The following is a 26,024-nucleotide window of genomic DNA, read 5'->3' as shown; positions in this document are numbered from 1 at the left end:
CGCCAAGATAATAGGAGGAAAAATTATATGTCTTTAGAAAGATCTAGTATAGTAACATTTGCCGATAATCCAGTTACGTTGATTGGGAGGGAGATTCGCGTTGGTGATAATGCGCCAAATTTCGAAGTATTAGCAAACGATCTAACAAAGGTTACACTTGAAGATTCAAAAGGGAAAGTCCGCCTCATATCCAGTATTCCCTCTCTTGATACAGGAGTATGTGACGCACAAACACGGGAATTTAACCAAATAGCGAGCAGTTTAGGAAATGATGTAGAAGTGTTAACAATTAGTGTAGATCTTCCGTTTGCACAAAAAAGATGGTGTGGAGACGCAGGAATGGAACACGCCCAAACCCTTTCAGATCATTTTAAGATGTCATTTGGAACAGCATATGGCACATATATAAAGGAACATCGTTTAGAATGCCGTGCAGTATTCGTCGTAGATGAAAATGATGTCGTACAGTATGCTGAATACGTACCGGAAATTACGGAACATCCGAACTACGAAGCCGCTATAGAAGCAATTAAGTCATTAAAAAAAGTTAAAAAATGATAGATTATGCGCTATATTCAAAGGACGTATAACCTTTTTCGTGAATGCAAAGAAGTAACAAGTTAATTGAATTAGCTTTTTTTCTCAGATTATTTTATCCTAATCTCTCAAAATAGGAAGGCTGCCCACAAAAGGTCAGCCTCTTCTACTACTGGTTTTAATGATGGGGTGTGAGTTGGAAGCATCGAAACAAAAAAGTTCTTATTACCTTGAAAGTTAAATTTGATTATGTTGAGAAGTAGCGGTTTCGGAATAAACTTTTTTCTTAATTGTAGATTGAAATGTGATTCGGTGTAAGCGCTTACTCTTGAGGCTTTTAAGGAGGTGACCCAGTGATTCAAACGCAATTTTAATTAAATGCCGTTGTCATGTTGTTTTTTTGTGAATGTAAAGAAACGCCGTTGCTTATTGAGCGATTATTAAGGCGAAACCAATGAGATAGTGTAGGTTCGAGGGGAAATAGTACTTTAAACAAATTCGCACTTTAATTCCTGGGAATGAGAAACAGAAAAGAACATTTTAAAAGAAGATTGTATCAAATCATACTCTTGGCAAACATTATAGATCAACTTGTTAACCATTGCCTAGTCAGTAATCCGGATAACCATAAAAAAGGGGTTGGATGTATCATGTCTACAAATGTAAATAGTTACGTTTCACAAGAAACGCAAATTCAACATGATACGGGTGTGGATGAATCACTTAATCCGAAAACAGAGGAAAGTAGGACGGTAAGGCCCTTAGACTATATTTTCATGTGGGTGGGGGACGGTGTTAACCTAGGTAATATGACGCTTGGTGCCAGTATAATCGTAGCGGGAATAGCTACGTTAAACATCTTTCAGACATTTGCTGCTGCTATCATGGCAATTGGCATCATTTCAACTGTTTTTGCTTTAAATGACAGGCTAGGGTACCGAACGGGAATACCATATGTTGTTCAGCTTAGAATGTCCTTTGGGCTGAAAGGTTCCGTAATATCATCACTAATGCGCGGTATTCCCGCCATCGTTTGGTACGGTTTTCAAAGTTGGATTGGCGGTACTGCCTTAAATGAAATTGTGAAGATAATAACGGGCGGCGCCTTTGATCATGTTGCCATTTGCTTTGTAGTGCTGCAGCTGGTGCAAATTGGGCTCTCGCTGTATGGATTCCATGCCATTAAATGGGTTGAAACGCTCGCTTCCATTGTTATTGTACTAGCGCTTCTTTATGTATTTGGTGTTCTTCTAACTTCCTATAGCGACGTTATTGCAGAGAAATGGGTTCATGCAGAAGGGTCATGGGGCTTGCCTTTCTTTGCATTGATCATGATGTTCATGGGGAATTATGCGGCGATCTTTTTAAGTGCAGCGGACTATTCAAGAGAGCTGAAATCTGGTATTAGCGATGCAAAACGCGGATTTTTGTACTTTCTTCCTATATTAATAGCTTACGGTTTGACACTGACAATCGGTGGAATGCTTGCTTCCGCAACCGGGATCAACAATCCTGTTAAAGCGTTTGCGATTGTGGTTGATAACTCATATATTACACTTTTTGTATCCGCATTTATCGTTTTGGGTGCCGTTGCCGTAAATATGGTTGCCAATATCATTCCGCCAACCTATGTTATTACCCTGCTTACAAAAATGAAATTTAAACCTGCAGTTACCATTACCGGATTACTTGCTTTTTGCTCATTCCCTTGGGTTCTAGTACAGGATTCTTCGGCAAAGGGTCTTGGTATTTTCATTCTTATATATTCCGCATTTTTAGGTCCTATTGTTTCGATATTATTGGTCGAATATTATATATTAAGAAAGCAAAAAGTGAATGTTGCAGATTTGTATAAGGAAGATGGTCCATTTGCCGGGTATAACCCAGCAGCGGTGCTTGCATTGATTATCGGCGCCGGAGCAGCCTTCATGAAAGTGGAACTGGCATGGATCATCGGTGTTTTTGTGGCAGGTATAGCCTATTTCCTATTGATGAAATTTGCATTTAAAGATTCTACATTCAAAAAAGGCACGATTTTTGAAAAGTAAGCCTATATTTCTAGAGGGGTACTCTCTCTGTCTATTTATCTTGGATTGATACAATCAGTGGATAACAGGGTGGCTGGGTAAGGTGAATAGGCGAAAAATTCCGAAAAAAGGGGCTGGGAGAATGAAGTTTGATATAGTGATCAAGAACGGAAATGTAGTAATGGAACATACAGTTGAACAACTGGATATCGGTATACTCAATGGTAAAATTGCAGAAATTTCAAAAGAAATTGCAGGAGAATCCGCTGAAATTATAGATGCTTCTCATCAATATGTCATGCCTGGAATGATAGATGCCCATGTCCATATTTGCGAGCCAGGAAGAACGGAGTGGGAAGGGTTTGTAACTGGAACTCAAGCATTAGCTGCAGGGGGGACAACCTCTTTTGTGGATATGCCATTAAACGCTTTGCCGGCAACGACTACAAAGAGCTCGCTCCATTTAAAATTAAAAGCTGCTGAAAATAAGTCGTATGTTGATTATGCTTTGTATGGTGGGTTAGTTCCTGATAATCTCGGAGACTTAGAGGACCTTTCTAACGAAGGTGTTGTCGCCTTCAAATGTTTTATGGCAACATGCGGAAGTGCTGAAATTGGAGATTTTAAGAATGTTGATGATTTTACTTTATATCAAGGAATGAAAAAATTATCGGAATTGGGGCATATTTTGTCTATACATGCCGAGAATGCAGAGCTTACTGATAAGCTGGCAATAGAAAAGAAAAAACAAGGCAAGACAACCGCAAGAGATTATGTGGAGTCCCGCCCCGTTTTTACTGAGGTTGATGCTGTAAAACGTGCTTTGTTATTAGGTAAAGAGACTGGATGTAGATTACATTTCGTTCATATTAGTAGTGGGGAGGCTATTGAAGAAATCCTTAAAGCACGTAAACAAGGCCAAGAGGTTACGATAGAATCGTGTCCTCACTACTTCACGTTAGATACGGAAACTTTCGAAAATATAGGACCTGTTGCGAAATGCGCTCCGCCGCTTCGTTCTAAAACAGAACAAGATAAATTATGGGAAGCTCTTAAGGAGGGTAAAATCGATATCCTGACATCTGACCATTCCCCATGCCCTCCGGATATGAAGCAGAGCAATACCAATAATATGTTTGATGTGTGGGGAGGGATTAGTGGCTGCCAAAATAATGTAGATTTAATGTTTGACGAGGCTGTTAAGAATCGCGGGGTTTCGGTAAGTGAATTTTCAAGGATGATAGCGACAAAACCTGCAGAAATATTCAACTTAAGAAATAAAGGAAGCATTAAAGTTTCCTATGATGCTGATATCATTCTCGTTGATCCAAATAAATCCTACACCGTTCAGGCGGAGGATTTGTATTACCGTCATCAACAAAGCCCTTATGTTGGAAGAAAGATTAACTGTCGAGTGACGCAAACATTTGTAAGGGGACAGCTGGTATTCGATTTTGAAAAGGGGATTGTAGGGCAGCCGATCGGGAAGTTCATGTCGGCAAAAAGTAGTTTTGTAAAAGCATAAAATCCTTTAAAGAAGGATGACCTGAAAGGGCACTTTAGTTGCTCATGCTTTGGTCATACCTTCTTTTTGTTTTATTTTTGAATGGCATTATGTCTGGGGATTGCTATTGTGGTAAGATAAAGAGATAGAATCAGTAATATAGGATTTAATCGGAGGGTAATGCAAATGGTTAAGTCAGTGGATAGGGCATTAACAATTATTTCATTGGTAAGCAAGCGTAAAGAAGGGATTGGGGTTACTGAGCTTGCCTCCAACCTTGAACTAAATAAAAGCTCTATATTCAGATTATTAAGTACTCTTGTAGATCATGGATTCATCGAACAAAATCCTGAAACTAAAAAATATAGATTAGGCTATAAATATTTAGAATTAAGTTCGATGCTGCTTGAATCTATCGACTTGAGAACTCAGGCGAAACCTTTTTTGGAAGAGCTGGAATCACATATCAATGAAGTGATCCACTTGACCGTATATGATCAAGGAGAGGTAATCTATATTGAAAAACTTGAGGGAAGTGAAACCCTTAGAACACATTCACAAGTGGGAAGACGGGCTCCCATGCATTGCACCGCAGTCGGGAAGGTAATTTTGGCCCACCTGCCCTTAAATGAGATCGTGGATATAATAGACAAGCATGGATTGCCGAAGCATACTGAACAAACGATTACAGATAAAGATTCTTTTTTTAAAGAATTGGGAAAAATAAGGAATGAAGGTATTGGCAGAGAAATAGAGGAAAATGAACAAGGAATCACCTGTATTGCAGCGCCTATTTTTGATAACCGGAAGAAAATTACTGCTGCCGTTAGTATTTCAGGACCAAGCATCCGAATGACTGAAGAGAGATTAACTGAAATTAAACCGATTATAATGGATATTGGTAAAAAAATTTCCAAAAGGCTTGGTTACACAGACAATTAAATAATGTGAAAAAAGAATTGGTGTCAGATCAATTCTTCAGATTGTAGACAAACCTGATGAAAATCGAGTTTGTCTATTTTTATGTGTTGTACAATGTGGCCGTTGGTTTCCTCTCCAGACACTTAGCTTTACAGAGGCGGTCCGGGAGCCTCCTCGGTTTTTCAGCCTGTGGAATCTCCCGTGACTCGCACTTCCTGCAGGAGTCTCGAACACCCGCCCCAGTCAAATTTGTCTTAACTCATAGATAGAACCCCTTTTGTGGAAAATTCATTGATTGAAGTTCATCTTCAATCAGGCAGTCTGATTATTTGGGCTTAAAGTTTTAATAAAAAATTGACAGAAATACTTGAAATATTCAAAAAATGGTGATAACATCAAAATAAGAAACAAGGTTAGTTGATAAGCAACAAAAAAATATTTTTTTAATTATAAAATGAAACAACGTTGCTTATAACGATACTAAAAGGAGGAGTAATAGTGGATTTTTCTAAAGAGAAAAGCGAATTTTATAATAATCTAACGAAAACGATTCGCCGGCACATTGTAAAGATGACGAACCATGCAGGAAGTGGTCATCCCGGTGGTTCTTTATCAGCTACCGAACTATTGTCCGTGCTATTTTTTGAACACATGAATGTTGATTCTAACAACCCGGATTGGCAAGACCGAGATTGCTTCTTCCTATCTAAGGGTCATTGTACACCTGTATTTTACTCAGTATTGGCAGAAAAAGGTTTCTTCCCAGTTGACGAGTTAATGACGTTCAGGGATGTTGACGGCAGGTTGCATGGACACCCATGCGGGGAACATATCCCAGGTGTAGACATATCGTCGGGATCGCTTGGTCAAGGATTATCAGTGGCTAATGGTGTTGGGTTAATTGCAAAACTTGATGGTAGCAACAGAAGATCATATTGCATGATTGGTGATGGAGAGCTACAAGAAGGTCAGGTATGGGAAGCCGCAATGACATCAGCACAATACAATCTTGATAATGTTTGTGCCATTATCGACTGGAACAAAATTCAACTTGATGATTTCGTTGAGAACGTAAAAGGTGTAAAAAATCTTGGTGATAAATTTAGAGCTTTTGGCTGGCACGTCGTTGAAATTGATGGCCATGATATTAATGCAGTTAATGAAGCGTATAAAGAAGCTAAACGCACGAAAGGCAGACCTACTGCAATCTTAGCTCATACGGTTAAAGGCAAGGGAGTTTCATTTATGGAAGATACACATGATTGGCATGGTATGGCTCCGAATGATGAGCAATTAGAAACCGCTTTAAAGGAGTTGGCTTAAGATGGCAAATCAAGAAGCACCACGTAAAGGTTTTGCTGATGCACTGATTAGACTTGGGGAAAAGCATGACAATTTAGTGGTACTTGACGCTGATTGCGCAAAATCAAATATGACGAATTTATATAAAAATAGATTTCCAGATCGCTTTTTCAACATCGGTATTTCTGAATGCGATTTAGTGGGTACTGCAGCTGGTATGGCCGTAGCAGGTAAGGTGCCATTTGCGAATGCTTATGCAAACTTCCTTACTGGGCGTGCATTCGATCAGATGAGAATTTCCGTATGTTACTCAAACAACAATGTGAAAATTGTCGGTCATAATGCTGGTACTTCAGCTGCTCAAGAAGGTGCAACACATTTACCGCTTGAAGATATTTCTTTAATGCGCTCACTGCCGCGTATGACTGTGATTGTTCCAGCAGATGCGGTTGAAATGGAAAAAGCGGTAGAAGCTGCTTATTACCATGAAGGACCCATTTACCTGCGTGTTGGCAAATTACCAGTACCGATCGTTACAAAAAAGGAAGAACCATTCAAAATAGGTAAAGCAATTAAATACCGTGAAGGTGCTGATATTACCATCATCAGTACGGGGATAATGCTTGATGAATCACTAAAAGCAGTAGCTGAATTAGAAAAGCAAGGTGTAAGCGCTGAACTTTTGCACATTCATACAATTAAACCCATTGATAAAGAAGCCATTATTGCCTCTGCTGCGAAAACAAAACATGTTATCACAGTTGAAGAGCACTCCATTATTGGCGGATTAGGTAGTGCTGTTGCGGAAGTTTTGTCAGAACACCAACCAGCTAAATTAAGAAGAATCGGTACAAATGACCGTTTTGGAGTTTCTGGAAAAATGGATGAATTGCTCGATTTGTTTGAATTGAGAGCACACCGGATTGTTTCGACTGCAAATGAATTATTAGGCCATAGAGTAACTAGCTAAACACATTTTCAGATGATGAAAGGGGGAGGGGTTTTGTCAAATGGGACCAAATATCCAAGTTTAAAGGATGCATTAGACCTCTTCTCTACATCGGACGATAGCCTTCGTGCTGAAATTAAAGCTCATTTAAAACGAACAAAACATAAGTTTATCGTTTTAGATGATGATCCAACAGGTGTCCAAACGGTACATGATATTTTTGTCATCACGGACTGGGGGAAGGATTGGATTGAAAAAGGGTTATCTGATGAGAGAAGCGTCCTTTACATTTTAACGAACACAAGAAGTTATAATGCAGAAAAAACGGAAAACATCAATCGGGAGATTGTCCGAAACATTGTAGACGTTACGAAGGAAATGGGTATTGATTATTCGATTATCAGCAGAAGTGACTCAACATTAAGGGGGCATTATCCACTTGAAATTGATGTACTCCAAGATGAATTATCAAAAACCGCTCATGTAGATATTTCAGGTCATTTAATCATACCGGCTTTTTTTGAAGCACATCGTTACACTTTAGAAAATACACATTTTTTGGGTATGGATGGCAACCTTGTACCAGTGAATGAAACAGAGTTTGCGAATGATTCAGTTTTCGGCTTCACGACTGCTAATTTGCCGAAATGGATTGAAGAGAAGACAAATGGAAACGTAAGACCAGGGTCAGCTTTGATCATTTCACTTGAAGATATTCATGAAGGCGGCATGGATAGAGTTTATGATATTTTACTATCTGCCAACCATAATGCTCCTATTATAGTAAATGCAAAATCTTACTATGAGTTGGACATCGTATCATTGGCTGTCCTTAAAGCAATTGATTCTGGCAAGCATTTCTTGTTTAGGACAGCAGCATCTTTTGTAAAATCAATTGCTGGAATTCAGGATCGTCCCTATTTATCAGCTAATGAGATCGTTTCAAATGAGGAAAGCCAAAAAAATGGCGGATTCATTATAGTGGGTTCTCACACGAATAAAACTACGGAACAAGTTAAGGTGCTAATGAATGAATACCCGATTGTACAAATCGAAATGAATGTTCGGAAAATTCTTGATGAAGAAACGAGAACGGAAGAGCTCACACGAGTATGCCAATTGGTAGACCAGAATATTTCTTCCAACCACGATACGCTTGTTTATACAAGCAGGGATTTAATCAGTGCAAAAGATAAGGAAGAAAATCTGAAAATTAGTCAAACCGTTTCCAGTTCTTTAGTTCAAGTGATTCGCTCTTTAAAAGTCAAACCGAAGTTTATCATTGCAAAAGGCGGTATAACCTCCAGTGATGTGGCAACGGAGGGCTTGGAAATAAAATATGCAAAAATTTTAGGTCAAGCGATCGCCGGTGTTCCAGTATGGTTAACCGGAAGTGAAGCTAAGTTTAAAAATACACCTTATATCGTATTTCCCGGCAACGTTGGGGACAAAGAATCGATTGCTCAAATCTTTGAGAACATAAAAAAGGATCAAAAGGGAGAGATATAAATGGCTAAACAAAAAATGACAGCTGCTGAGTTAATTGCCTTGTATTTAGAAAAAAGAGGAGTGAAACACGTCTATGGTATACCGGGAGCTGCAATCTTGCCATTCTATGATGCAATTAAAGAATTAACTAAAATTGAATCATATATTGTTCGTCATGAACAAACTGGTGCTTTCATGGCTGACGGATATTCAAGGGCAACTGGTGAAGTAGGAGTATGTGCGGCCACGTCAGGTCCTGGCGGAACGAACTTCTTAACTGGACTTTACGGTGCATGGATGGATTCAATACCGATGATAGCCATCACTGGTCAACAAAAAAATAGCTTGATTGGAACCATGCAATTCCAAGAAGCGCCTATCGTAGAAATGGCAAAGCCTGTAGCGAAAGCTGCTTACCGTTTAACTGACGGTTCGAAAGCTGCCGAATTCATTCATGAAGCATGGATAACGGCTACTACTGGCAGAAAAGGTCCAGTTCTTATTGATTTACCAGTTGACCAACAAAAAGTAGAGATAGAAGTTGATTTAGATGAGCTTATCGCCTCCACTCCAGTCGATAACTTACCACAGGCTTCTGACGCTGATATAGAGAAAACGTTAGAATTATTAAAAGACGCCAAAAGACCGGTCTTGCTTTCTGGTGGAGGGGTCAATATTGCAAACGCTACCGCTGAATTAAAAGCATTAGCTGAAGAACTGCAAATCCCAGTAGTAACTTCCGGCATGGGGATGGATACATTCCCTAATGATCACCCTTTATTCGCTGGACGTATGGGGACAATGCTTGATACTCCATTTGGTAACAAAACAATTGTTGAAGCTGACTTAGTCATCAACCTTGCCGGACGTTTTGCTGATCGTTCTACCGGAAATGTTTCGGTATTCACGCAAAATGGCAAGAAAGTTATCCACGTAAACCTGGATAATAAAGAAATTGGTAAAGTTGTGCCAACTGTTTTAGGCATCGTTTCTGATGTTAAGACATTCATGGTTAAACTTGCAGAAGCACATCAAGCACTTGGTGCACATGTAGCTGCAACTGCCGAAGTCGGTACTAGAGTTAACTTAACTGAAGAGCGGAAGAAATGGGCACGTAAAACGGATTACACAACCTTGCCAATCAGACAAGAGCGTGCATTGCGCGAGCTTCGTGAATTCTTAGATCGAGATGCATTCGTATCACATGATTGCGGCATCAGCCAAATCTGGTCCAGTCAATTATTTGAAACGTATGTACCGAGAACATACTTATTAACTGGTGGTGCGGGTACGATGGGGTGGGGCCTTGGTGCAGCAATGGCAGCGAAGCTTGCATTTCCTGAAAGGCAAAGTGTAAACATCCTTGGTGACGGAAGCTTAGGTATGTCCTTGCAAGATATCGCTACAGCTGCCAAGCATGATATTCCGGTCATAATTTTCTGTATGAACAATTCATTGATGGGATTAATTCGACAACAACAAAACTGGTTCTATAGTGAACGCCAAATTTCGACAGACTTAATTTACAAAAATGAGTTATGTGATAATGAAGAGCGAGGAATCGACTTTGTTAAAACTGCTGAAGGGATGGGTGTTCGTGGTGAGCTTGTTACTCATTATGATGATATCAAACCAGCTCTACAACGTGCAGTTGACTCAGGTAAACCATATTTAATCGAAGTTATAGTTGACCCAGATCCTAAAAAGGCTTGCGAATTCTCGAACAACGGTGCACTTAACGGGTTTGTATATTCCAAAGATATTGATTATTCAAAATGATCATTGCTGTAATGGACGTATTGTTTTTTGAAGCGATGGGATATGAACCTATTGCTTCAAAAAACAAATCAGTAATTAAAAGTAGGATTGACTGTACGTAAATACCGGATTATTAAAGGGGGGAAGCCGAAAAATCGGCGAAGCAATGTCAGAAAATCTTCATAATGCTATGAAAGTCGGAATTGTTCACTTTATGGCTTATCCAGAAACGATGGGTGGGGATGGTCCAGCTGTTGAAACAATTAAGAAAATTGTCCAAGATGATTTTTTCTCTGGAATTGAGATAACATCCATTAACAATCCTGAAGAACGTAAAGAGGCTGCACAAATTTTACAATCCGGTGGAATGAGTGTAGGATTCGGTGCACAACCGATTCTATTAAAAAACAAAGGGAATCTGAATTCTTTTGATGAAGCTGAGCGTAGAAGGGCCATTGATTTAGTAAAAGCAGGAATTGACCAAGCTTACGAAGTAAATGCTGCTAAACTTGGTTTCTTAAGTGGGGCCAAGCCGGATAATCAACAAGATGTTGCATTGCAATTACTTACGAATTCCATCAAAGAATTATGCGATTATGCAAAATCTAAAGGTGATTTAGCACTTTCACTTGAAACGTTCGATGATGAAACCGATAAGAAATGTTTGATTGGTTCGAATAAACTTGCTGTTGAAGTTGCTAAAGAAGTACGTAAAGTAGATCCCACTTTCGGTTTGATGCTTGATTTAAGTCATTTACCAATGCAACGTGAAACATCTCGTGATGCATTAACGGTCGCGCGTGATTATATTACCCATGCCCATATCGGAAATTGTTATATTAAAGATACTTCTGATCCTGCTTACGGTGATCAGCATCCGCGTTTCGGATATCCGGGAAGTGAAGTCGATGTTGCGGAATTAGCGGAGTATTTACGATCTCTATTGGAAATTGGTTACATCGGTGAAGGTATAAAGAATATCGTCGCTTTTGAAGTAAAACCTGTAGGTACAGAATCTTCAGATATTATCATTGCACAGTCAAAACGTACTCTCATTGATGCATGGTCATTTTTACATTCAAAAAAAGGGCGCTTAGTCAGCTAGCCTCCCAGATATTCACAATATGCAGTAAACGGTGACAAGCACTTTTGCCTGTCGCCGTTTACTCTACTATTCAATTAGCTTACTATTCAGAATTCCCATTGAACCCCAACTGAATAAGGTGTTAATATGACCTTGCATTATAAAAACCGGATTTAAAAATAACTAACAAACTATTTTAGTGATTAAATGGGCAAGGAAGTGATCGATTGGTTAAACTTCAGAAGGATATTGATGCTATAAGAATCAACACTAGAACCGAAGAACTTGCTGCTTGTTCTTCTACATCCGTTGGTGTCACTAGACTACCTTTCACAGTGGAAAGTTTAAAAGCAGAAAGGCTTGTGGAAGAGTGGATGAAAGCAGCTGGGATGACGGTAAGAAAAGATGCTCTCAACAATATAATCGGGCGTTATGAAGGGAAAGATCCTACAGCTCCAGTTTTAATGATTGGTTCACATTTAGATAGTGTGATTGAAGCGGGTAAATATGATGGCATTTTAGGAGTTATAACCGGAATAGAAGTGGTTCAGACCCTTAAGGATAATGGCATGATAGTAAACAATCCAATCGAAGTGGTAGGTTTTTGCGATGAGGAAGGAGTAAGGTTTCACTCAACCTTCCTTGGCAGTAAAGCGGTTGCAGGAACTTTTACTGCCGATGATTTAGAAAGGGCAGATGAACAAGGAATTACAATTGCTGAAGCGTTAAAGGGAATTGGCATTGCTGACCCATATGCTTATAAAAAAGCGAGTCGCACTCCAGAAGAGCTTCTCGCTTATTTGGAACTTCATATTGAACAAGGGCCTGTGCTTGAGAGGGAGAATGAACCTGTCGGAATCGTTCGAGGGATTGCTGGTGCTACAAGATTTTATTTTGAAGTTATCGGGAAACCTGGACATGCCGGGACAGTTCCTGTTGCCATTAGGCAAGATGCACTTTTAGGGGCCAGTGACCTCATTTCCTACATTGAGAATATCGCTATCCAAAATGCCCCATTAGTAGCCACCGTTGGTAAACTTACCGTAGGTCCGGGGGCCAGTAATGTAATACCAGGCCTTGTAACAGGGACACTGGATATCCGGGATTTAAATGTGGATCGTAAGAAAAAAGCAATTGATGCCATATTAACTGAAAGTGAAAGAGTCGCAAAAGCAAGAGGACTGCAAATTCATTTTGAACAGGTTATGGAAGCCGATCCTGTATACTGTGATGAACAATTGATTGCCGTAATTGAAGAATCCATTAACGACCTGGATGGAAGCGGCATCAGCCTTGTAAGTGGTGCTGGTCATGATGCAATGGCTATGGCGGATGTAACGGATGTAGCCATGATTTTCGTTCGTTGTAAAGATGGTCTTAGTCATCACCCTGATGAATTCGTTACGGTAGAAGATATGGGGGCGGGAGCAAGAGTTCTTTACTCTACAGTAATTAAAATAGCCACAAAACAATTGTGAGGGATGAATATTCCATCCAAAAAAACTCGTGAACCGACTGTACCGGATCACGAGTTTTTTTATAGGTATAGTTCTTCGAAAAGTTTGTTTGGTAAGAACTAAACCCTTCAATCGAGGAGACAGGACAAATCAACGCAATTGTATATGAGGGCAAGCTTCCCTTCAACCATACCTATTTTAGTAACATTTAATGATTTATTGATCACTGTTATCCCTGAAAATTGAACCCATAAGTAATGCGATACGTAAATGAAGGGAGTTTTTTGGATCATGGACGGAATAATTCAAAATGTCCTCACATTTGGCAATTCGGTATTTAACGGTATTACGGTGGACAAACAGTTTCCTCGATGTGATCGCAAGTTCGCAGTTGTTATCCAAATAGATCGATAAAGTATTAACTAAGTCTTTTTCATCTTTAGTTTTAGGATACGATAGAGAACGTAAAGTATTCTCAAAAAACTTTTTTAAATCTTTTTCGGGAATCAACCGGATCAGCTCGATTAATTGCTTGGTCTCGTAAAAGTTAATGAATTTAGTTTGAAACAGTTCAGACCCCTGCATCCATGCTTCCACTGCCTCTTCGTATGTAAGTGGGATATAAGTAAGGTCATTGGAAAAGTTACCGACTCCGAACGACAGCGAAATTTTCAGATTGGAACAAGCTTCATTCTGGAATTCCTTCAGCCTTTCTTCAATTATGCTTTTAATCGAATCATTACTATTCAGAGGAAATTGCATCAAAATGACAAAATAACCATCTTTCATAAAAACGATATTGTTTGTATCTATTTTTAAAAATGATTTATGTAAAAATTTGTATAAGTAGTCGTATAATCTATTCATGATTTCTGCACTTTTTTGTAAAGCATTTTGTTGATCATAATCAATTTTACAAACAATGCATACATATTTCATACTGTCGACCAAGCCATGCTGTTTTCCCCTATGGATAATTTCTTGTTTGCTGGAAATATTTCCATCAACTAGGGAGGCAAAAAAGTTGTTTTCCAACAACCGACTGTTTTCTCTAATGGCCTCGTTTTTTAGCAGCGTGAATGAAATGACTGTTGATGCTTGCTCTATAGCTAATTGGGAAGATGGGAATGAAAGCTTCTCGGGGTGAAGAATTATTAGTAAATATGGGTAGGGACGCATTGTTTTCACCCGGAACATTTTTATGGAAATGTCATTATTCTGGATGTCGATTGTGAACTGGTCTTTTTCCAGGTATGCTTCCATATCACTTTTAATATGCTCCTGAACACTTTTCATAACGATTTTCATATTTCCTGTGCGGAAATGATTAGAAAAGGATGTCACATCACCAATAGGATCAATTAGGAGAACAGGACATTTTAATAAGGAGCCAAGATTTTCAATTAAGGAACTAAGGCTGTAGCCTTTTATCATCATATTGGTAAATTCCTTGTGAATATGCATCGCATAAAATAACTCTTCGATTTGGTTATCCCAAATAAAGCTTGATAATTGATGAGCAACCGCACCTAATGTTAATGTCTCTGGAATTTGAATAATCGGAAATTCTAATGAGTCTGCTAATTCGATTACATCCGGCGGTATCTTATCAATGAATCTTTTAAGCTTAATGGCGATACCTGCACAGGGCAGTTCGTTAATTTGGGAAATAAGATTGCATAGTGCATGAGGATCGTCTTTAAAAGCATATCCTGTCGTCAATAATAGGGAGTTCTCAGCTAGAAAATTGATGGCATCTGGCGTCTCTGAAATCTCAATTGAGCCCACTTTCCTTTTAAGGCCATCATGTCCGGCAATCATCTTAGCTTCACGAAACACATCTACGATAAATAAATCTTCTACCTTTTTCATCATACACCTTCTAATTCTAAAGTTTGTCAGTTTAAATTTCTAGAAAGGGAAGCAAACGTATCTTGTTAAATTTGGACAAAAATTTAAATGGCAATTGTTTACACTGCATAATGATTTTGTGAATTAATCCGCTTATAATCAATTGTATAGAGGATTTAAGGTTAATGAAACTGTTTTCATTCGATACATTTCATGTTTCTATTATAATCAAAAACTATATTCATATTTAGAAGAACTGACAATCTACATAATTGTGCACCGGTCAAATGTCTAATCGGGGTTTTGACATCTAAGATTTTACTACACCTTGTCTACCTTATTTATGTCTCCAGTTGTTATTTCTGCAAAGAGTAAGCGCTATCAATCATGAGCTGTATAACGAGGAGGAAACCATTTGGAACAAACCAAAGCTACATTGGAGCAGGAAGCGGAATTTAGCAGAGACTTATTGGCAATAAAACCGGAAGAGAGAAATTGGAAAGTGGGCAACTATTTCTCTATCTGGATGGGTTCAATCCATAATGTTCCATCCTATGTTACAATTGGCGGTTTTTTCGCGCTAGGATTATCAGTTGGACAGGTATTCTGGGTTATCATGATAGCCTCATTCATTTTGGCCATTTTCATGGTGTTAAACGGTTATGCGGGAACCAAATATGGGATACCGTTTTCTATGCTGCTGAGGACATCATATGGAGTGAAAGGAGCCATGCTGCCAGGTATATTAAGAGGCTGCATCGCAGCAATCATGTGGTTTGGCTTTCAAACTTACGCAGGAAGTATCGCCTTTACAATCTTTATCGGGAAGTTATGGCCGCCGTATTTAAAACTAGGTGGGGAATGGAGCTTCCTTGGTCTAAGTATTCCAGCTTTAATATCATTTTTAATATTTTGGATGTTAAATGTATCGTTTATATACGGTGGGATGCAGGCGATAGGTAAATTCACGAAATTCTTATTACCGCTCGTTTATCTAGTGTTTGGCGGGATGGCAATTTGGGCGATTAAATTGGCAGGGGGGATCACTCCGATTCTTCACTACACTCCCAAAGGGATTGAGGGTAATAGCCTATTTGTTTTACTTGCATGTGTGAGTGCAGTCTTGGCAATATGGGCTTCACCAATTGTGAATGTTTCTGATTTTACAAGAGAAGCCCGCTCACAAAGAGATCAAACGATAGGGCAAATCTCGGGAATTGTCTTTGCGTATCTATTATTTGCGATCGCAAGCATCACGCTTATCGTTGGCTCGGAAATCGCTTTCGGTACACCAATTTGGAATGTTCTAGACGTAGTTGAACGTTTTGATAATAAATTTGCCATTGCAGTATCCGTATTAACTATTTGTTTAACATCATTATCTGTGAATATCACAGGAAATATTATACCAGCAGGCTTACAATTATCAGCGTTATTCCCGAAAAGAGTCAGCTTTAAAACAGGTGCTTTAATTGCAGCGGTAGCAGGTCTTATCATTATGCCATGGAAGTTGATGGAGAATTCAACTAGTATATTCTTATTTTTAAATATTATCGGAGGTTTATTGGGTCCTGTAACTGGGGTTATGCTGGCGCATTATTATGTTATCGCAAAAAAAGAAATCAATATGGAAGAATTATATTCCGTTAATGGAAAGTATCATTATAAAAATGGTTTTCACATGCCAGCCTTGATTGCCACTGTAATCGCAGGAGCTTTTAGTTTATCTGGCCAGTTTTTTCCTGCTCTCAAGCTAGTGTATCATCTATCATTTTTCTCGGGTACGATAGTTGCATTCATACTATATATCGTTTTTGTTAAAAGGGAATTATACGTTTCAGGAAAAATGCAGAAACGAGAGGATGTGGTTAAAGGAGCTTAATTGATGGGAAAGTGAAAAGATCAGCTTAATATTTGGAATATTTAAATTTTGGAGTCTGCTAAAACTCATATTGATGTTTCGAACATTAAAAAGATTGGATTTAATAGAAATTATAAAATTCGATTTCTCATGGAAAGGAATGAACCTATGGCTACATACGATTTACTCATTAGAAATGGAAATCTTGTATTGGCAGATTCGATTGTTCAAGGAGATATCGCGATTAAGGAAGGGAAAATTAAAGAAGTGTCCATCGGAAAAAATATTGCTGCTGTAGCAACAAGAGAAATTAATGCTGAAGGACAGCATATCCTCCCAGGATTAATTGATACGCATGTTCATTTCAACGAGCCAGGCAGGACTGAGTGGGAAGGTGTTCGAACTGGCAGCAGAAGTTTAGCGGCTGGTGGGGTAACGACCTATTTTGATATGCCATTGAACAGTACGCCGCCAACAACCAATAAAGAGAATTTGGCATTAAAGAGAGCCTGCTCCGAAGAAAAATCGGTAGTCAATTGCCGCTTTTGGGGGGGACTTGTACCGGAGAATATTGGGGATATTAAAGAACTTGATGAAAATGGAGTAATTGGTTTTAAAGCTTTTATGTCACCGAGCGGGATTGTCGATTTCAATCATGTCGATGATATTACGATTTTTAAAGGGATGAAAGAAATTGCTTCTGTAGGTTCACTTTTAGCCGTTCATGCTGAAAGTACAGTCATTTGTGAGCAGCTTGCACAAGAAAAACAAAGTCAAAATAAGACGACTGCAAAAGACTTCGTCGAATCAAGGCCGATCATTTCCGAAATTGAAGCGGTTAGAAGGATCATTTCATATGCTGAAGCTACAGGTTGTAAACTGCATATTGTTCATGCAAGCAGCCGGAAAGTAGTGGATGTCATTAATCAGGCAAAGCAAAGGGGCCTGGATATTACGGTAGAAACATGCCCCCATTATTTATCTTTGACATTAAAAGACTTAGAGGAAAAAGGCGGATTGGCAAAATGCTGCCCGCCACTGCGTGATGATGAAGAAGTAGAACAATTATGGGAAGCCGTGGCACAGGGTGAAATTGACGTTATCGCCTCAGACCATTCACCAGCACCTGCATCTATGAAAGAGGTAATAAATGATGACTTTTTCAGTGCATGGGGCGGGATTTCCGGTGCTCAAACCACTCTCAATATAATGTTGACAGAGGGGCATTTCAACCGTAATCTCCCTCTGGGTAAAATTGTTGAATTGACATCAACGAATCCAGCTAAGTTATTTGGTCTTTACCCCCATAAAGGAATAATAGCCGTTGATAGTGACGCTGATCTGGCTATAGTTGACCTGAACAGGAGCTTCGAGCTGAAAAAGGAAGATTTGTTCTACCGCCACCAGCAGTCGCCTTATGTTGGCAGGACATTCAAAGGACAAGTAACGGCAACCATCGTCAATGGGGCTATTGTTTTTGAAAATGGAAGCATTACAACTGGGGAAAAAATGAAAATCTAGACTTATTAGGATAAAGGACTAAGAAAATCTTAATCATTTAAACAGCTGCTTCTCTTTCATGCATTTTTTCAGGCGTACACAATCAAGGCCTATAAAGAACACTGTGGTCATGTTTCCTAAAATAGGAAATATCGGATGAAGAAATAAATAGGGGTTTTATCTATTATAGACAAAAAACATAATCATTTTTATCAATTAGGCATAATGACTATTTAAATGAAAGCGTTTAACATTTATATAAGAGACGAGTTAATCTATTTTCGGTAACAGGGCACACCAGGATTCACATGCTTATACTTGCTCACGATTAAAACGTTGATTGGTGTCAAATGAATACTCAAAAAATATGGTTAAAGGGAGAGTTTAAAAGATGGGTTATCCTAAAGATTTATTAGCAAGCAGATCAATAATCGAGCACGGTAAATATGCTTTAATTGCACCTGAAGGATTGGTGAATAATGTTGTTCCAGGATTCGAGAATTGTATCATTTCCATTTTGGGTTCTCCTAAGCTTGGAGCAAGCTTTGTCGATTACATTGTGACCATGCAAAAGGAAGGAAAGAACAGCGAGGGGTTTGGCGGACAAGAAGATGTAGAGACATTTGTCTATGTTATTGAAGGGAAAATAAAAGCTGCTGCAGGTGAGCAAGAGTTTGCCCTCGAGGAGAGCGGGTATTTATACTGTCCGCCAGGGAAAAAGATGTATTTAGAAAACCAATCGGATGGAGAATCCAAACTATTTCTATATAAGCAAAAATATCGTCCTCTTGAAGGAAGGAGTCCATGGGTTCATTCAAACCATGCGAATAATATTGAATTCAGGATTTATGATGATATGCATAATGTCCATCTTAAAGATCTTTTGCCCGCTGATATAGATTTTGATATGAATTTTCATATTCTTTCCTTTGATCCTGCAGCATCCCATCCGTTCATCGAAACACATGTACAAGAACATGGCGCCTACTTACTCTCGGGAGAAGGGATGTATAATCTGGATAATCGGTGGGTTCCTGTAAAGAAAGGAGATTACATTTTTATGGGTCCATATGTACATCAAGCAGCCTATGCGGTAGGTAGAGGAAATTTAACCTATGTTTACTCTAAAGATTGTAATCGTGACGCATCCTTGTAAAAAGCCACATCACTTTGGAGAAATGAGCAGATCCCGACAATGCGGGCAGGCTGAGCTGTAATATCGGGAGATTCGGTAGGTATAATTCAAACCCATTAAATAGTAAAGAGGTGCTGAGAAATGGACCAGAATACAATTTTGAACACAAAATCGATAATAGAGGAAAGAGTTTTTGAAATCGATAAAATAGCAAAATTCGATTCTAATGTACCACAAAAAAACTATTTCTATGAAACGGATAAAACGGTTGGGGCTGTTTGGTGTCTAGAACCTGAGCAGGAAGTATATTTACATTCTCATTCGAACGTTGATGATATTTGGGTTTGCATTGAGGGGGAAGGAACTTACTTTCCAGATTTAGAGAATGAAATTACGATCAAAAAAGGAATGGTAGTATTGGCCAAGCCTAATCAAATCCATGGAATGCGCAATACAGGAAACAGTCGATTCATGTTTGTAGGCTTTGCGGCAGGGACATTGCCAATGGATATTACAAGATATTAAAAAAGGCTAAAGATTCTGCTTTCAAAAAAAGTGATTAAGGCGAAGCGAGTGGAATGAAAACCGCGCTTCGCTTATATTTTTATTAAAACGAGATGATTTGCATTTTTACGTAGAAACTATGGATTCCAAAGGAAATGCAAACAGATCTTATAAAGGAAATGGTGATGATCAGGATGAAACAGCAGGGAGTTACTGTAACAATATTGTCTTCTTTACAGTGGCTTTTTTTTATTTTTGCCAATACAGTTGTCGTACCGATTTCTGTAGGAGCAGCATTCCAGCTTCCTTCGGAAACAATTGAAATGACAATACGATGCTCCTTCATCTTTACAGGGATATCCTCTATTGTGCAGGCATGGATAGGGCATCGTTATCCATTATTGGATAGCCATTCGGGGCTAATGTGGGGTTTGATGATAAATATGGGCATCTCGGCATCTGCACTCGGATTGGATTTTGCAACCGTAGGAGGGGGAATAGCAACAGGTATTCTGCTGGCAGGAGCTGTAACTGTCCTGCTTGCAGCATTTAACCTGATTTATGTCATACAGAAAGTAATTAAACCGATGGTGATAAGTGTTTATATATTTTTGCTAACCTTTCAGCTCATCTTTATTTTCTTCAAAGGTATGTTCAAAATAACCGAAAGTGGAACGATTGATCTCCCTGTCAGTTTGTTTTCAATCTTGATTGTCATCTTCGTTGGCTTTTTAAGGATTAAGGGAGGGAAAATACTAGCCAATTTTTCAATCCTCATCGGAATTATCGTAGGGTGGTCATTTTATCGAATTATTTTCCCATCAGACCTTTCGGCGGCTAATTCTTCAGGCATGGCTTTCACTTTCTTTCCACTTGGAACTCCAAACTTGAATATTGGTATTATTCTTGTCTCCTTTTTTGCGGTCCTTCTGAATTTAACGAATTCTTTTGCTTCTATTCAAGCTGTGGCAGATGTTTACAAGGAGAAGGCGGAAAATAGTCAATACAGAAGATCTATTTTTGTAACAGGTATTTTTGCATTTATCTCGTCGATTTTTGGCTTGGTCCCTTTCACGCCATTTACATCTACAATAGGGTTTTTACAAAGTACCAAGTTATTAAAACGAACGCCTTTTGTCATAGGCGGGTCCTTGTTTATTCTCCTTGGAGTTATTCCGCCATTAGGGAGGTTCTTGGGAACCATACCACTGACAGTAGGTAACGCTGTTTTATTTGTCGCATACCTTCAATTGTTTGGGACCGCATTAAACAGCCTAAAAGGAACGTTTTTCAACTCTGAAACGATACTCCGTTTAGCGGGCCCGGTGCTCGTTGGAGTTAGCATTATGAATATCCCGCCAGCATCATTCGGCAGTATTCCAGTTCTCTTGCAGCCTTTCATTGCAAATGGTCTCATAATGGGTGTCATTATATCGATCTTTTTGGAAAAACTTATAGATTGGAATAAGTTAACAAGTAATTTGGAAATAAGGCAGTAACCGATATACCACCGGAAAATGATCAACGAGCAATGCTCTAAAAAGGAAAAATTTAATTTCTTGAGGAAAAAGGAGTTCGGATAATATTTACTATTTTGGACATCTGTTGAGGCTAACGGTAAACTTGAAATGGATCATAAGAAAATAAAACCATAAATTAGGAACTTGAGTAACCGACAACACTTTTTGTATTGAACTAGGCGTTTTGCAGTCAAACTAATATAAAGGAGGAATGCAGGATGGAACACTATGTAAAAGTAGGTCATCTTCAAGTGGCTCCTGTCCTTTTTGAATTTATCAATAAAAATGGGATTCCAGGAAGCAGCCTGAAGCAGGAACAATTTTGGGTTGATTTTGAAAAATTAATACATGACCTGTCTCCCAAAAACAAAAGATTGTTAGCCCGTCGTGATGAAATTCAAACAAAAATCAATACATGGCATAGAGAAAATAAAGAAATGGACGTTGCTGAATACAAATCATTTTTACAGGAAATTGGCTATCTCGAACCAGAAGGAGAAGACTTTCATATTACGACAGAAGACGTAGATGATGAAATAGCCTTCCAAGCGGGTCCCCAGCTAGTTGTCCCAGTTGATAATGCCCGTTATGCAATCAATGCATCAAATTCAAGGTGGGGAAGTCTTTATAATGCCCTTTATGGAACAGATGTTATTAGCGAAAAAGGAGGAGCTTACCAAGAAGGGCGATACAATGAAATTCGCGGTGAAGAAGTCATTTCATATGCAAAGGATTTTCTTGACCAAGTAACTCCTTTAAAGGGCCATTCACATAAAGACGCTGTGAACTATGCAGTAATAGATGGCAAATTAGCTGTTACACTCCAAAATGGGCAAATTACGAGTTTAGTAGAGGAATCTAAGCTAGTTGGCATACAAGGCGAATTCGAAAAGCCATTGGCTATATTATTAAGAAATAATGGTTTGCATTTTGAAATTCAGATCGATCGAAGTCACATGATCGGCAAGATGGATCAGGCAGGCATCAAGGACATCCTCATGGAATCTACTCTTACGGCCATAATGGATTGTGAGGATTCGGTTGCCGCAGTGGATGCCGATGATAAAGTCCTGGTATATCGAAATTGGTTAGGCCTTATGAGGGGGGATTTGACTGTAACCTTCAAAAAGGATGATGAAATGATGACCCGTACATTGAATCCGGATCGTCTATACAGAACACCAGATGGAGAAGTATTCTCTTTGCCAGGCCGTTCGCTGATGTTTATCCGTAACGTGGGACACTTAATGACAACAAATGCTGTCCTTGATGCAAATGGTGAGGAAATTCCTGAAGGGATTATGGATACAGTCGTGACTAGTTTACTTGCCAAACATTCCTTGTTAGGTAATGGGAAATATTATAATTCCTCTAAAGGTTCAGTTTATATCGTTAAGCCAAAAATGCATGGATCCGAGGAGGTGGCTTTTGCCAATGAACTCTTTGATCGGGTGGAAGATATGCTTGGGCTTCAGAGAAATACGCTGAAAATTGGTGTTATGGACGAAGAACGACGGACCTCATTAAATTTGAAAGCTTGTATCCGCCAAGTGAAAGATAGAGTGGCATTTATTAATACCGGGTTCTTAGATCGAACTGGAGACGAAATCCATACTTCCATGGAAGCCGGACCCATGATCCTTAAAAATCACATGAAAGGAACAAAGTGGCTGCAAGGTTATGAAAAATCGAATGTGCTTGTAGGATTGGCAACGGGCTTTCAAGATCGTGCTCAAATTGGTAAAGGAATGTGGGCAATACCTGATATGATGGCGGAAATGCTAACGCAAAAGATTGGGCATGTGAAAGCAGGGGCCAATACAGCATGGGTGCCTTCACCAACGGCGGCGACATTGCATGCCCTTCATTATCATCAAGTGGATGTAAAAAAGGTACAAGCTGGGTTGAAAAAGAATCCAGTAAATTTACGCGATGATATGTTAGAAATCCCAGTGGCTCAAAACCTTGAATGGAGTCCGGAACAAATCCAGCAAGAGCTAGATAACAATGCTCAAGGTATCCTCGGTTATGTTGTACGTTGGATCGATCAAGGAATTGGTTGTTCCAAAGTACCGGATATCAACAATGTAGGATTGATGGAAGACCGTGCCACACTAAGGATTTCGAGTCAGCATATAGCTAACTGGCTTCATCACGGAATTTGTACGAAAGAACAGGTTTTCGAGACTTTACAACGAATGGCTAAAGTAGTGGATGAACAAAACACTGGAGATCCATCATATCGATGTATCGCGGTAAATTACGACAAATCAGCGGCGTTTCAAGCTGCATGCGACCTAGTGTTTCAAGGCTATGACCAACCAAATGGGTATACTGAGCCTATCCTGCATCGATGGCGCATAGAAGCGAAGAAAAATAAGTTGGATTAACATAAATGCTCAATTCAAAAAAGTGGGGAACAAGTAATCAACATTACTTGTTCCCCGCTTTTGGTTTTTTTTATACCAATAAGAAGACAAGTAAACAATTAGAGATAATAAGAATCAGTATTATTAGGCTCGCAGACCATAAGAAATCGATATGGACGGTATAAGGAGTATCTTCATTCATAAAAACACCAGTGAAATATGATAATATGCTAACTATAACAAAAAGCATCCCTTCTCTCAATCATGGAAATCTGAATATTTTTAACATAATCAATTTGCTTCAATTGGTTATTTTGCACAAAAAAACACCAAAATACTAACAGATTTGTCAATGAAGTAAAATGCGAAAGCAAGTAAAATAATAGATGTTATAAATTTTGTGGATATCCATAATGAGAATGGATGCTGAGAAGGGAAGCGGTGTGATCGGTAATCGAAACGAAAGCTTCATAAAATAAAAGGAGTCTGCAGCGTTCGATGATAAAATGATCAGCACCCTTTGGGGCAACCAAAAGCCATCGCGGGACCCCGTGATAATATGTCCCGGAAACCTTATTTGATAGCGGAAGCAATTTGAAGGATGCTATCGGTTTTGCTTCGTAATTGCAGGTAAGGATTTTGTTTCGACGTTTGGCAGAATGGCTGAAGCGAGAATATACCTTACCAAGAGTTGGTCAGCGGAGCCAGGTATGATGCACAGGTGTTTGATTCGAATGGATCTGGCTTGCTTCCAGGTAAAGGTTCACTTCAATAACCTGAGGAATGCTTAGTGTTGCGGATATGGAAAGGTGATCGACTTTTAAAGTCAGATACTATATATATTACCTATTAAAGGAGTTGGATGACATGCTATATTCAGAATTGGATGCACCGTTGAGAACGATCATGACACCGGGACCTGTCGAAGTGGACCCGCGTGTCCTAAGGGCGATGAGTACACCGATATTAGGACAATTCGATCCTGCTTTCACTACGATCATGAATGAAGTGATGGAAATGCTGCGTTCGGTTTTTCAAACAAAAAATAAATGGGCGTTCCCGATAGACGGCACCTCAAGATCGGGGAATGAAGCAATTCTATGCAGCCTCATTGAGCCAGGAGATAAGGTTCTGGTTCCTATTTTCGGCAGGTTCGGTCATTTGTTGGTGGAAATTTGTGAGCGATACGGAGCAGAGGTCCACACGATGGAATGTCCTTGGGGAGAGGTATTCGAGCCGGAAGCAGTCATCGCGGAAATCAAGAAGGTCTCCCCTAAAATAACAGCAATCGTCCATGGGGAAACTTCCACTGGCTGTATGCAGCCCATGAAGGAAATCGGGCTCGCTTGCCGTGAGCTGGGAGTCCTGCTTGTGGTGGATGCGGTTGCCTCCATCGGGGGCACTGATGTAAAAGTGGATGAATGGTGTATTGATGGATTGATTGGCGGAACACAAAAATGCTTATCCGTTCCTCCGGGTATGGCACCGATTACGTATAATGAGCGAATTGAAGAGATCATCCAGGCCCGCAAAAAGGTGGAGCGTGGAATTGCCACGGATGAAGACAACCAAAACGTTTCATTGCGTCCGACGATTGCCAGTAATTATTTTGATTTAAGCATGCTGCAGGATTATTGGGGACCGCGCCGTTTGAATCACCATACAGAAGCTACTTCCATGATTTATGCGCTGCGTGAAGGGTTGCGCCTTGTACTCGAAGAAGGGCTGGAAACGCGTTTTGCCCGTCACCAACTTCACGAATCCGCTCTTGTTGAAGGGATCAAGGCAATGGGGCTTACATTATTCGGGGATGGGAAAAACAAACTTCCGTGTGTAACCTGCATCGAAATTCCAAAAGGAATCGATGGTGAAGCTGTAAGGTCCATGCTTTTGAATGAATTTGGCATCGAAATCGCCTCATCGTTCGGTCCGCTTCACGGGAAAATTTGGAGGATCGGGACCATGGGATTCAGCTGCAGGAAAGAAAACATCCTGTTCGTATTGGCTTCCTTCGAGGCTGTTCTTTTGCGCCAGGGGTTCCAAGTTAATCGGGGCGAGGCTTTGCAGGCTGCATTGGATGTGTACGCAGGAAAGACGGAGAAACTGGTAGCAGCGCGATGATCTCTTTAAGTAATTTATGTCCTGGTGCATCTTCAGTTAACCTGACTAGTTCAGTGCTTTGAAACTGGGTTGCACTGATGTCGGCGGGGAGGCTGCACCACATATTTCGATATCTCGTTGAATGTAATTCCTTCAA

The 26,024-nt window shown here is 39.5% G+C and carries 18 protein-coding genes; 17 read left to right on the top strand and 1 reads right to left on the bottom strand.

Annotation, left to right across the window (positions count from 1 at the left end):
• Positions 1-27: 27 nt before the first annotated feature.
• The 10 genes from tpx to QNI08_RS12570 all read left to right on the top strand — a co-directional run bounded on the left by tpx (position 28) and on the right by QNI08_RS12570 (position 13,048).
• Positions 28-558 (top strand): thiol peroxidase, encoded by a 531-nt coding sequence (gene tpx, locus QNI08_RS12615; protein ID WP_285767770.1) that lies wholly within the window; start codon positions 28-30, stop codon positions 556-558.
• A 629-nt stretch (positions 559-1,187) separates the two neighbouring features.
• Positions 1,188-2,585, top strand: a complete 1,398-nt coding sequence (locus tag QNI08_RS12610; RefSeq protein ID WP_285767769.1) for an NCS1 family transporter — start codon at positions 1,188-1,190, stop codon at positions 2,583-2,585.
• A 121-nt stretch (positions 2,586-2,706) separates the two neighbouring features.
• Positions 2,707-4,089 carry an allantoinase AllB gene (gene allB, locus QNI08_RS12605; protein WP_285767768.1) on the top strand — a complete coding sequence of 461 codons (1,383 nt, stop codon included), beginning with the start codon at positions 2,707-2,709 and terminating at the stop codon, positions 4,087-4,089.
• Between the two features lie 165 nt (positions 4,090-4,254).
• Positions 4,255-5,010, top strand: coding sequence for an IclR family transcriptional regulator (locus QNI08_RS12600; RefSeq protein WP_285767767.1), 756 nt, complete (start codon positions 4,255-4,257; stop codon positions 5,008-5,010).
• A gap of 477 nt (positions 5,011-5,487) precedes the next feature.
• A complete protein-coding gene (locus QNI08_RS12595) occupies positions 5,488-6,312 on the top strand; it encodes a transketolase (protein WP_285767766.1) in 825 nt (274 codons plus the stop codon).
• Position 6,313: 1 nt separating this feature from the next.
• Positions 6,314-7,261 carry a transketolase family protein gene (locus QNI08_RS12590; protein ID WP_285767765.1) on the top strand — a complete coding sequence of 316 codons (948 nt, stop codon included), beginning with the start codon at positions 6,314-6,316 and terminating at the stop codon, positions 7,259-7,261.
• A gap of 33 nt (positions 7,262-7,294) precedes the next feature.
• Positions 7,295-8,749 (top strand): four-carbon acid sugar kinase family protein, encoded by a 1,455-nt coding sequence (locus QNI08_RS12585; RefSeq protein WP_285767764.1) that lies wholly within the window; start codon positions 7,295-7,297, stop codon positions 8,747-8,749.
• Positions 8,750-10,507, top strand: a complete 1,758-nt coding sequence (locus tag QNI08_RS12580; protein WP_285767763.1) for a thiamine pyrophosphate-binding protein — start codon at positions 8,750-8,752, stop codon at positions 10,505-10,507.
• 145 nt (positions 10,508-10,652) lie between these two features.
• The gene (locus QNI08_RS12575) at positions 10,653-11,591 is read left to right on the top strand and encodes a sugar phosphate isomerase/epimerase family protein (RefSeq protein WP_285767762.1); all 939 of its coding nucleotides are present in this window, start codon (positions 10,653-10,655) and stop codon (positions 11,589-11,591) included.
• Positions 11,592-11,797: 206 nt separating this feature from the next.
• Complete coding sequence (locus QNI08_RS12570) at positions 11,798-13,048, top strand: allantoate amidohydrolase (protein ID WP_285767761.1); 1,251 nt, start codon at positions 11,798-11,800, stop codon at positions 13,046-13,048.
• Positions 13,049-13,243: 195 nt separating this feature from the next.
• Here QNI08_RS12570 and QNI08_RS12565 read toward each other — a convergent pair whose 3' ends face one another.
• On the bottom strand, positions 13,244-14,899 hold the full coding sequence (locus tag QNI08_RS12565; RefSeq protein WP_285767760.1) for a PucR family transcriptional regulator: 1,656 nt from the start codon (positions 14,897-14,899) through the stop codon (positions 13,244-13,246).
• A gap of 394 nt (positions 14,900-15,293) precedes the next feature.
• On the opposite strand from QNI08_RS12565, the gene allW reads away from it, so the two are divergent.
• The 7 genes from allW (at position 15,294) to QNI08_RS12530 (ending at position 25,888) form a co-directional block, all read left to right on the top strand.
• Complete coding sequence (allW, locus tag QNI08_RS12560) at positions 15,294-16,760, top strand: allantoin permease (RefSeq protein ID WP_285767759.1); 1,467 nt, start codon at positions 15,294-15,296, stop codon at positions 16,758-16,760.
• Between the two features lie 147 nt (positions 16,761-16,907).
• A complete protein-coding gene (locus tag QNI08_RS12555; RefSeq protein WP_285767758.1) occupies positions 16,908-18,260 on the top strand; it encodes an allantoinase in 1,353 nt (450 codons plus the stop codon).
• Positions 18,261-18,630: 370 nt separating this feature from the next.
• Positions 18,631-19,395 carry a (S)-ureidoglycine aminohydrolase gene (allE, locus tag QNI08_RS12550; protein WP_285767757.1) on the top strand — a complete coding sequence of 255 codons (765 nt, stop codon included), beginning with the start codon at positions 18,631-18,633 and terminating at the stop codon, positions 19,393-19,395.
• A 120-nt stretch (positions 19,396-19,515) separates the two neighbouring features.
• Positions 19,516-19,899, top strand: coding sequence for a cupin domain-containing protein (locus tag QNI08_RS12545; protein WP_285767756.1), 384 nt, complete (start codon positions 19,516-19,518; stop codon positions 19,897-19,899).
• A 173-nt stretch (positions 19,900-20,072) separates the two neighbouring features.
• The gene (locus QNI08_RS12540) at positions 20,073-21,377 is read left to right on the top strand and encodes a uracil/xanthine transporter (RefSeq protein WP_285767755.1); all 1,305 of its coding nucleotides are present in this window, start codon (positions 20,073-20,075) and stop codon (positions 21,375-21,377) included.
• A 239-nt stretch (positions 21,378-21,616) separates the two neighbouring features.
• On the top strand, positions 21,617-23,788 hold the full coding sequence (locus QNI08_RS12535) for a malate synthase G (protein ID WP_285767754.1): 2,172 nt from the start codon (positions 21,617-21,619) through the stop codon (positions 23,786-23,788).
• A gap of 846 nt (positions 23,789-24,634) precedes the next feature.
• Positions 24,635-25,888: a pyridoxal-phosphate-dependent aminotransferase family protein gene (locus QNI08_RS12530; protein WP_285767753.1), complete on the top strand. Its 1,254-nt coding sequence runs from the start codon at positions 24,635-24,637 to the stop codon at positions 25,886-25,888.
• Positions 25,889-26,024 lie beyond the last annotated feature (136 nt).

It is taken from the genome of Peribacillus folii (assembly GCF_030271255.1).
In the GTDB taxonomy this organism is placed as follows: Bacteria; Bacillota; Bacilli; order Bacillales; family DSM-1321; genus Peribacillus.
Note: the sequence above shows the minus strand (reverse complement) of the source record. Positions and strands in the feature narration are given on the sequence as shown.

Excerpts from the sequence above, each read along its gene's own strand:
- tpx (WP_285767770.1), top strand. The coding sequence starts at position 28 with ATGTCTTTAGAAAGATCTAGTATAGTAACATTTGCCGATAATCCAGTT.
- QNI08_RS12610 (WP_285767769.1), top strand. The coding sequence starts at position 1,188 with ATGTCTACAAATGTAAATAGTTACGTTTCACAAGAAACGCAAATTCAA.
- allB (WP_285767768.1), top strand. The coding sequence starts at position 2,707 with ATGAAGTTTGATATAGTGATCAAGAACGGAAATGTAGTAATGGAACAT.
- QNI08_RS12600 (WP_285767767.1), top strand. The coding sequence starts at position 4,255 with ATGGTTAAGTCAGTGGATAGGGCATTAACAATTATTTCATTGGTAAGC.
- QNI08_RS12590 (WP_285767765.1), top strand. The coding sequence starts at position 6,314 with ATGGCAAATCAAGAAGCACCACGTAAAGGTTTTGCTGATGCACTGATT.
- QNI08_RS12580 (WP_285767763.1), top strand. The coding sequence starts at position 8,750 with ATGGCTAAACAAAAAATGACAGCTGCTGAGTTAATTGCCTTGTATTTA.
- QNI08_RS12575 (WP_285767762.1), top strand. The coding sequence starts at position 10,653 with ATGTCAGAAAATCTTCATAATGCTATGAAAGTCGGAATTGTTCACTTT.
- QNI08_RS12565 (WP_285767760.1), bottom strand. The coding sequence starts at position 14,899 with ATGAAAAAGGTAGAAGATTTATTTATCGTAGATGTGTTTCGTGAAGCT.
- QNI08_RS12555 (WP_285767758.1), top strand. The coding sequence starts at position 16,908 with ATGGCTACATACGATTTACTCATTAGAAATGGAAATCTTGTATTGGCA.
- allE (WP_285767757.1), top strand. The coding sequence starts at position 18,631 with ATGGGTTATCCTAAAGATTTATTAGCAAGCAGATCAATAATCGAGCAC.
- QNI08_RS12545 (WP_285767756.1), top strand. The coding sequence starts at position 19,516 with ATGGACCAGAATACAATTTTGAACACAAAATCGATAATAGAGGAAAGA.
- QNI08_RS12540 (WP_285767755.1), top strand. The coding sequence starts at position 20,073 with ATGAAACAGCAGGGAGTTACTGTAACAATATTGTCTTCTTTACAGTGG.
- QNI08_RS12535 (WP_285767754.1), top strand. The coding sequence starts at position 21,617 with ATGGAACACTATGTAAAAGTAGGTCATCTTCAAGTGGCTCCTGTCCTT.
- QNI08_RS12530 (WP_285767753.1), top strand. The coding sequence starts at position 24,635 with ATGCTATATTCAGAATTGGATGCACCGTTGAGAACGATCATGACACCG.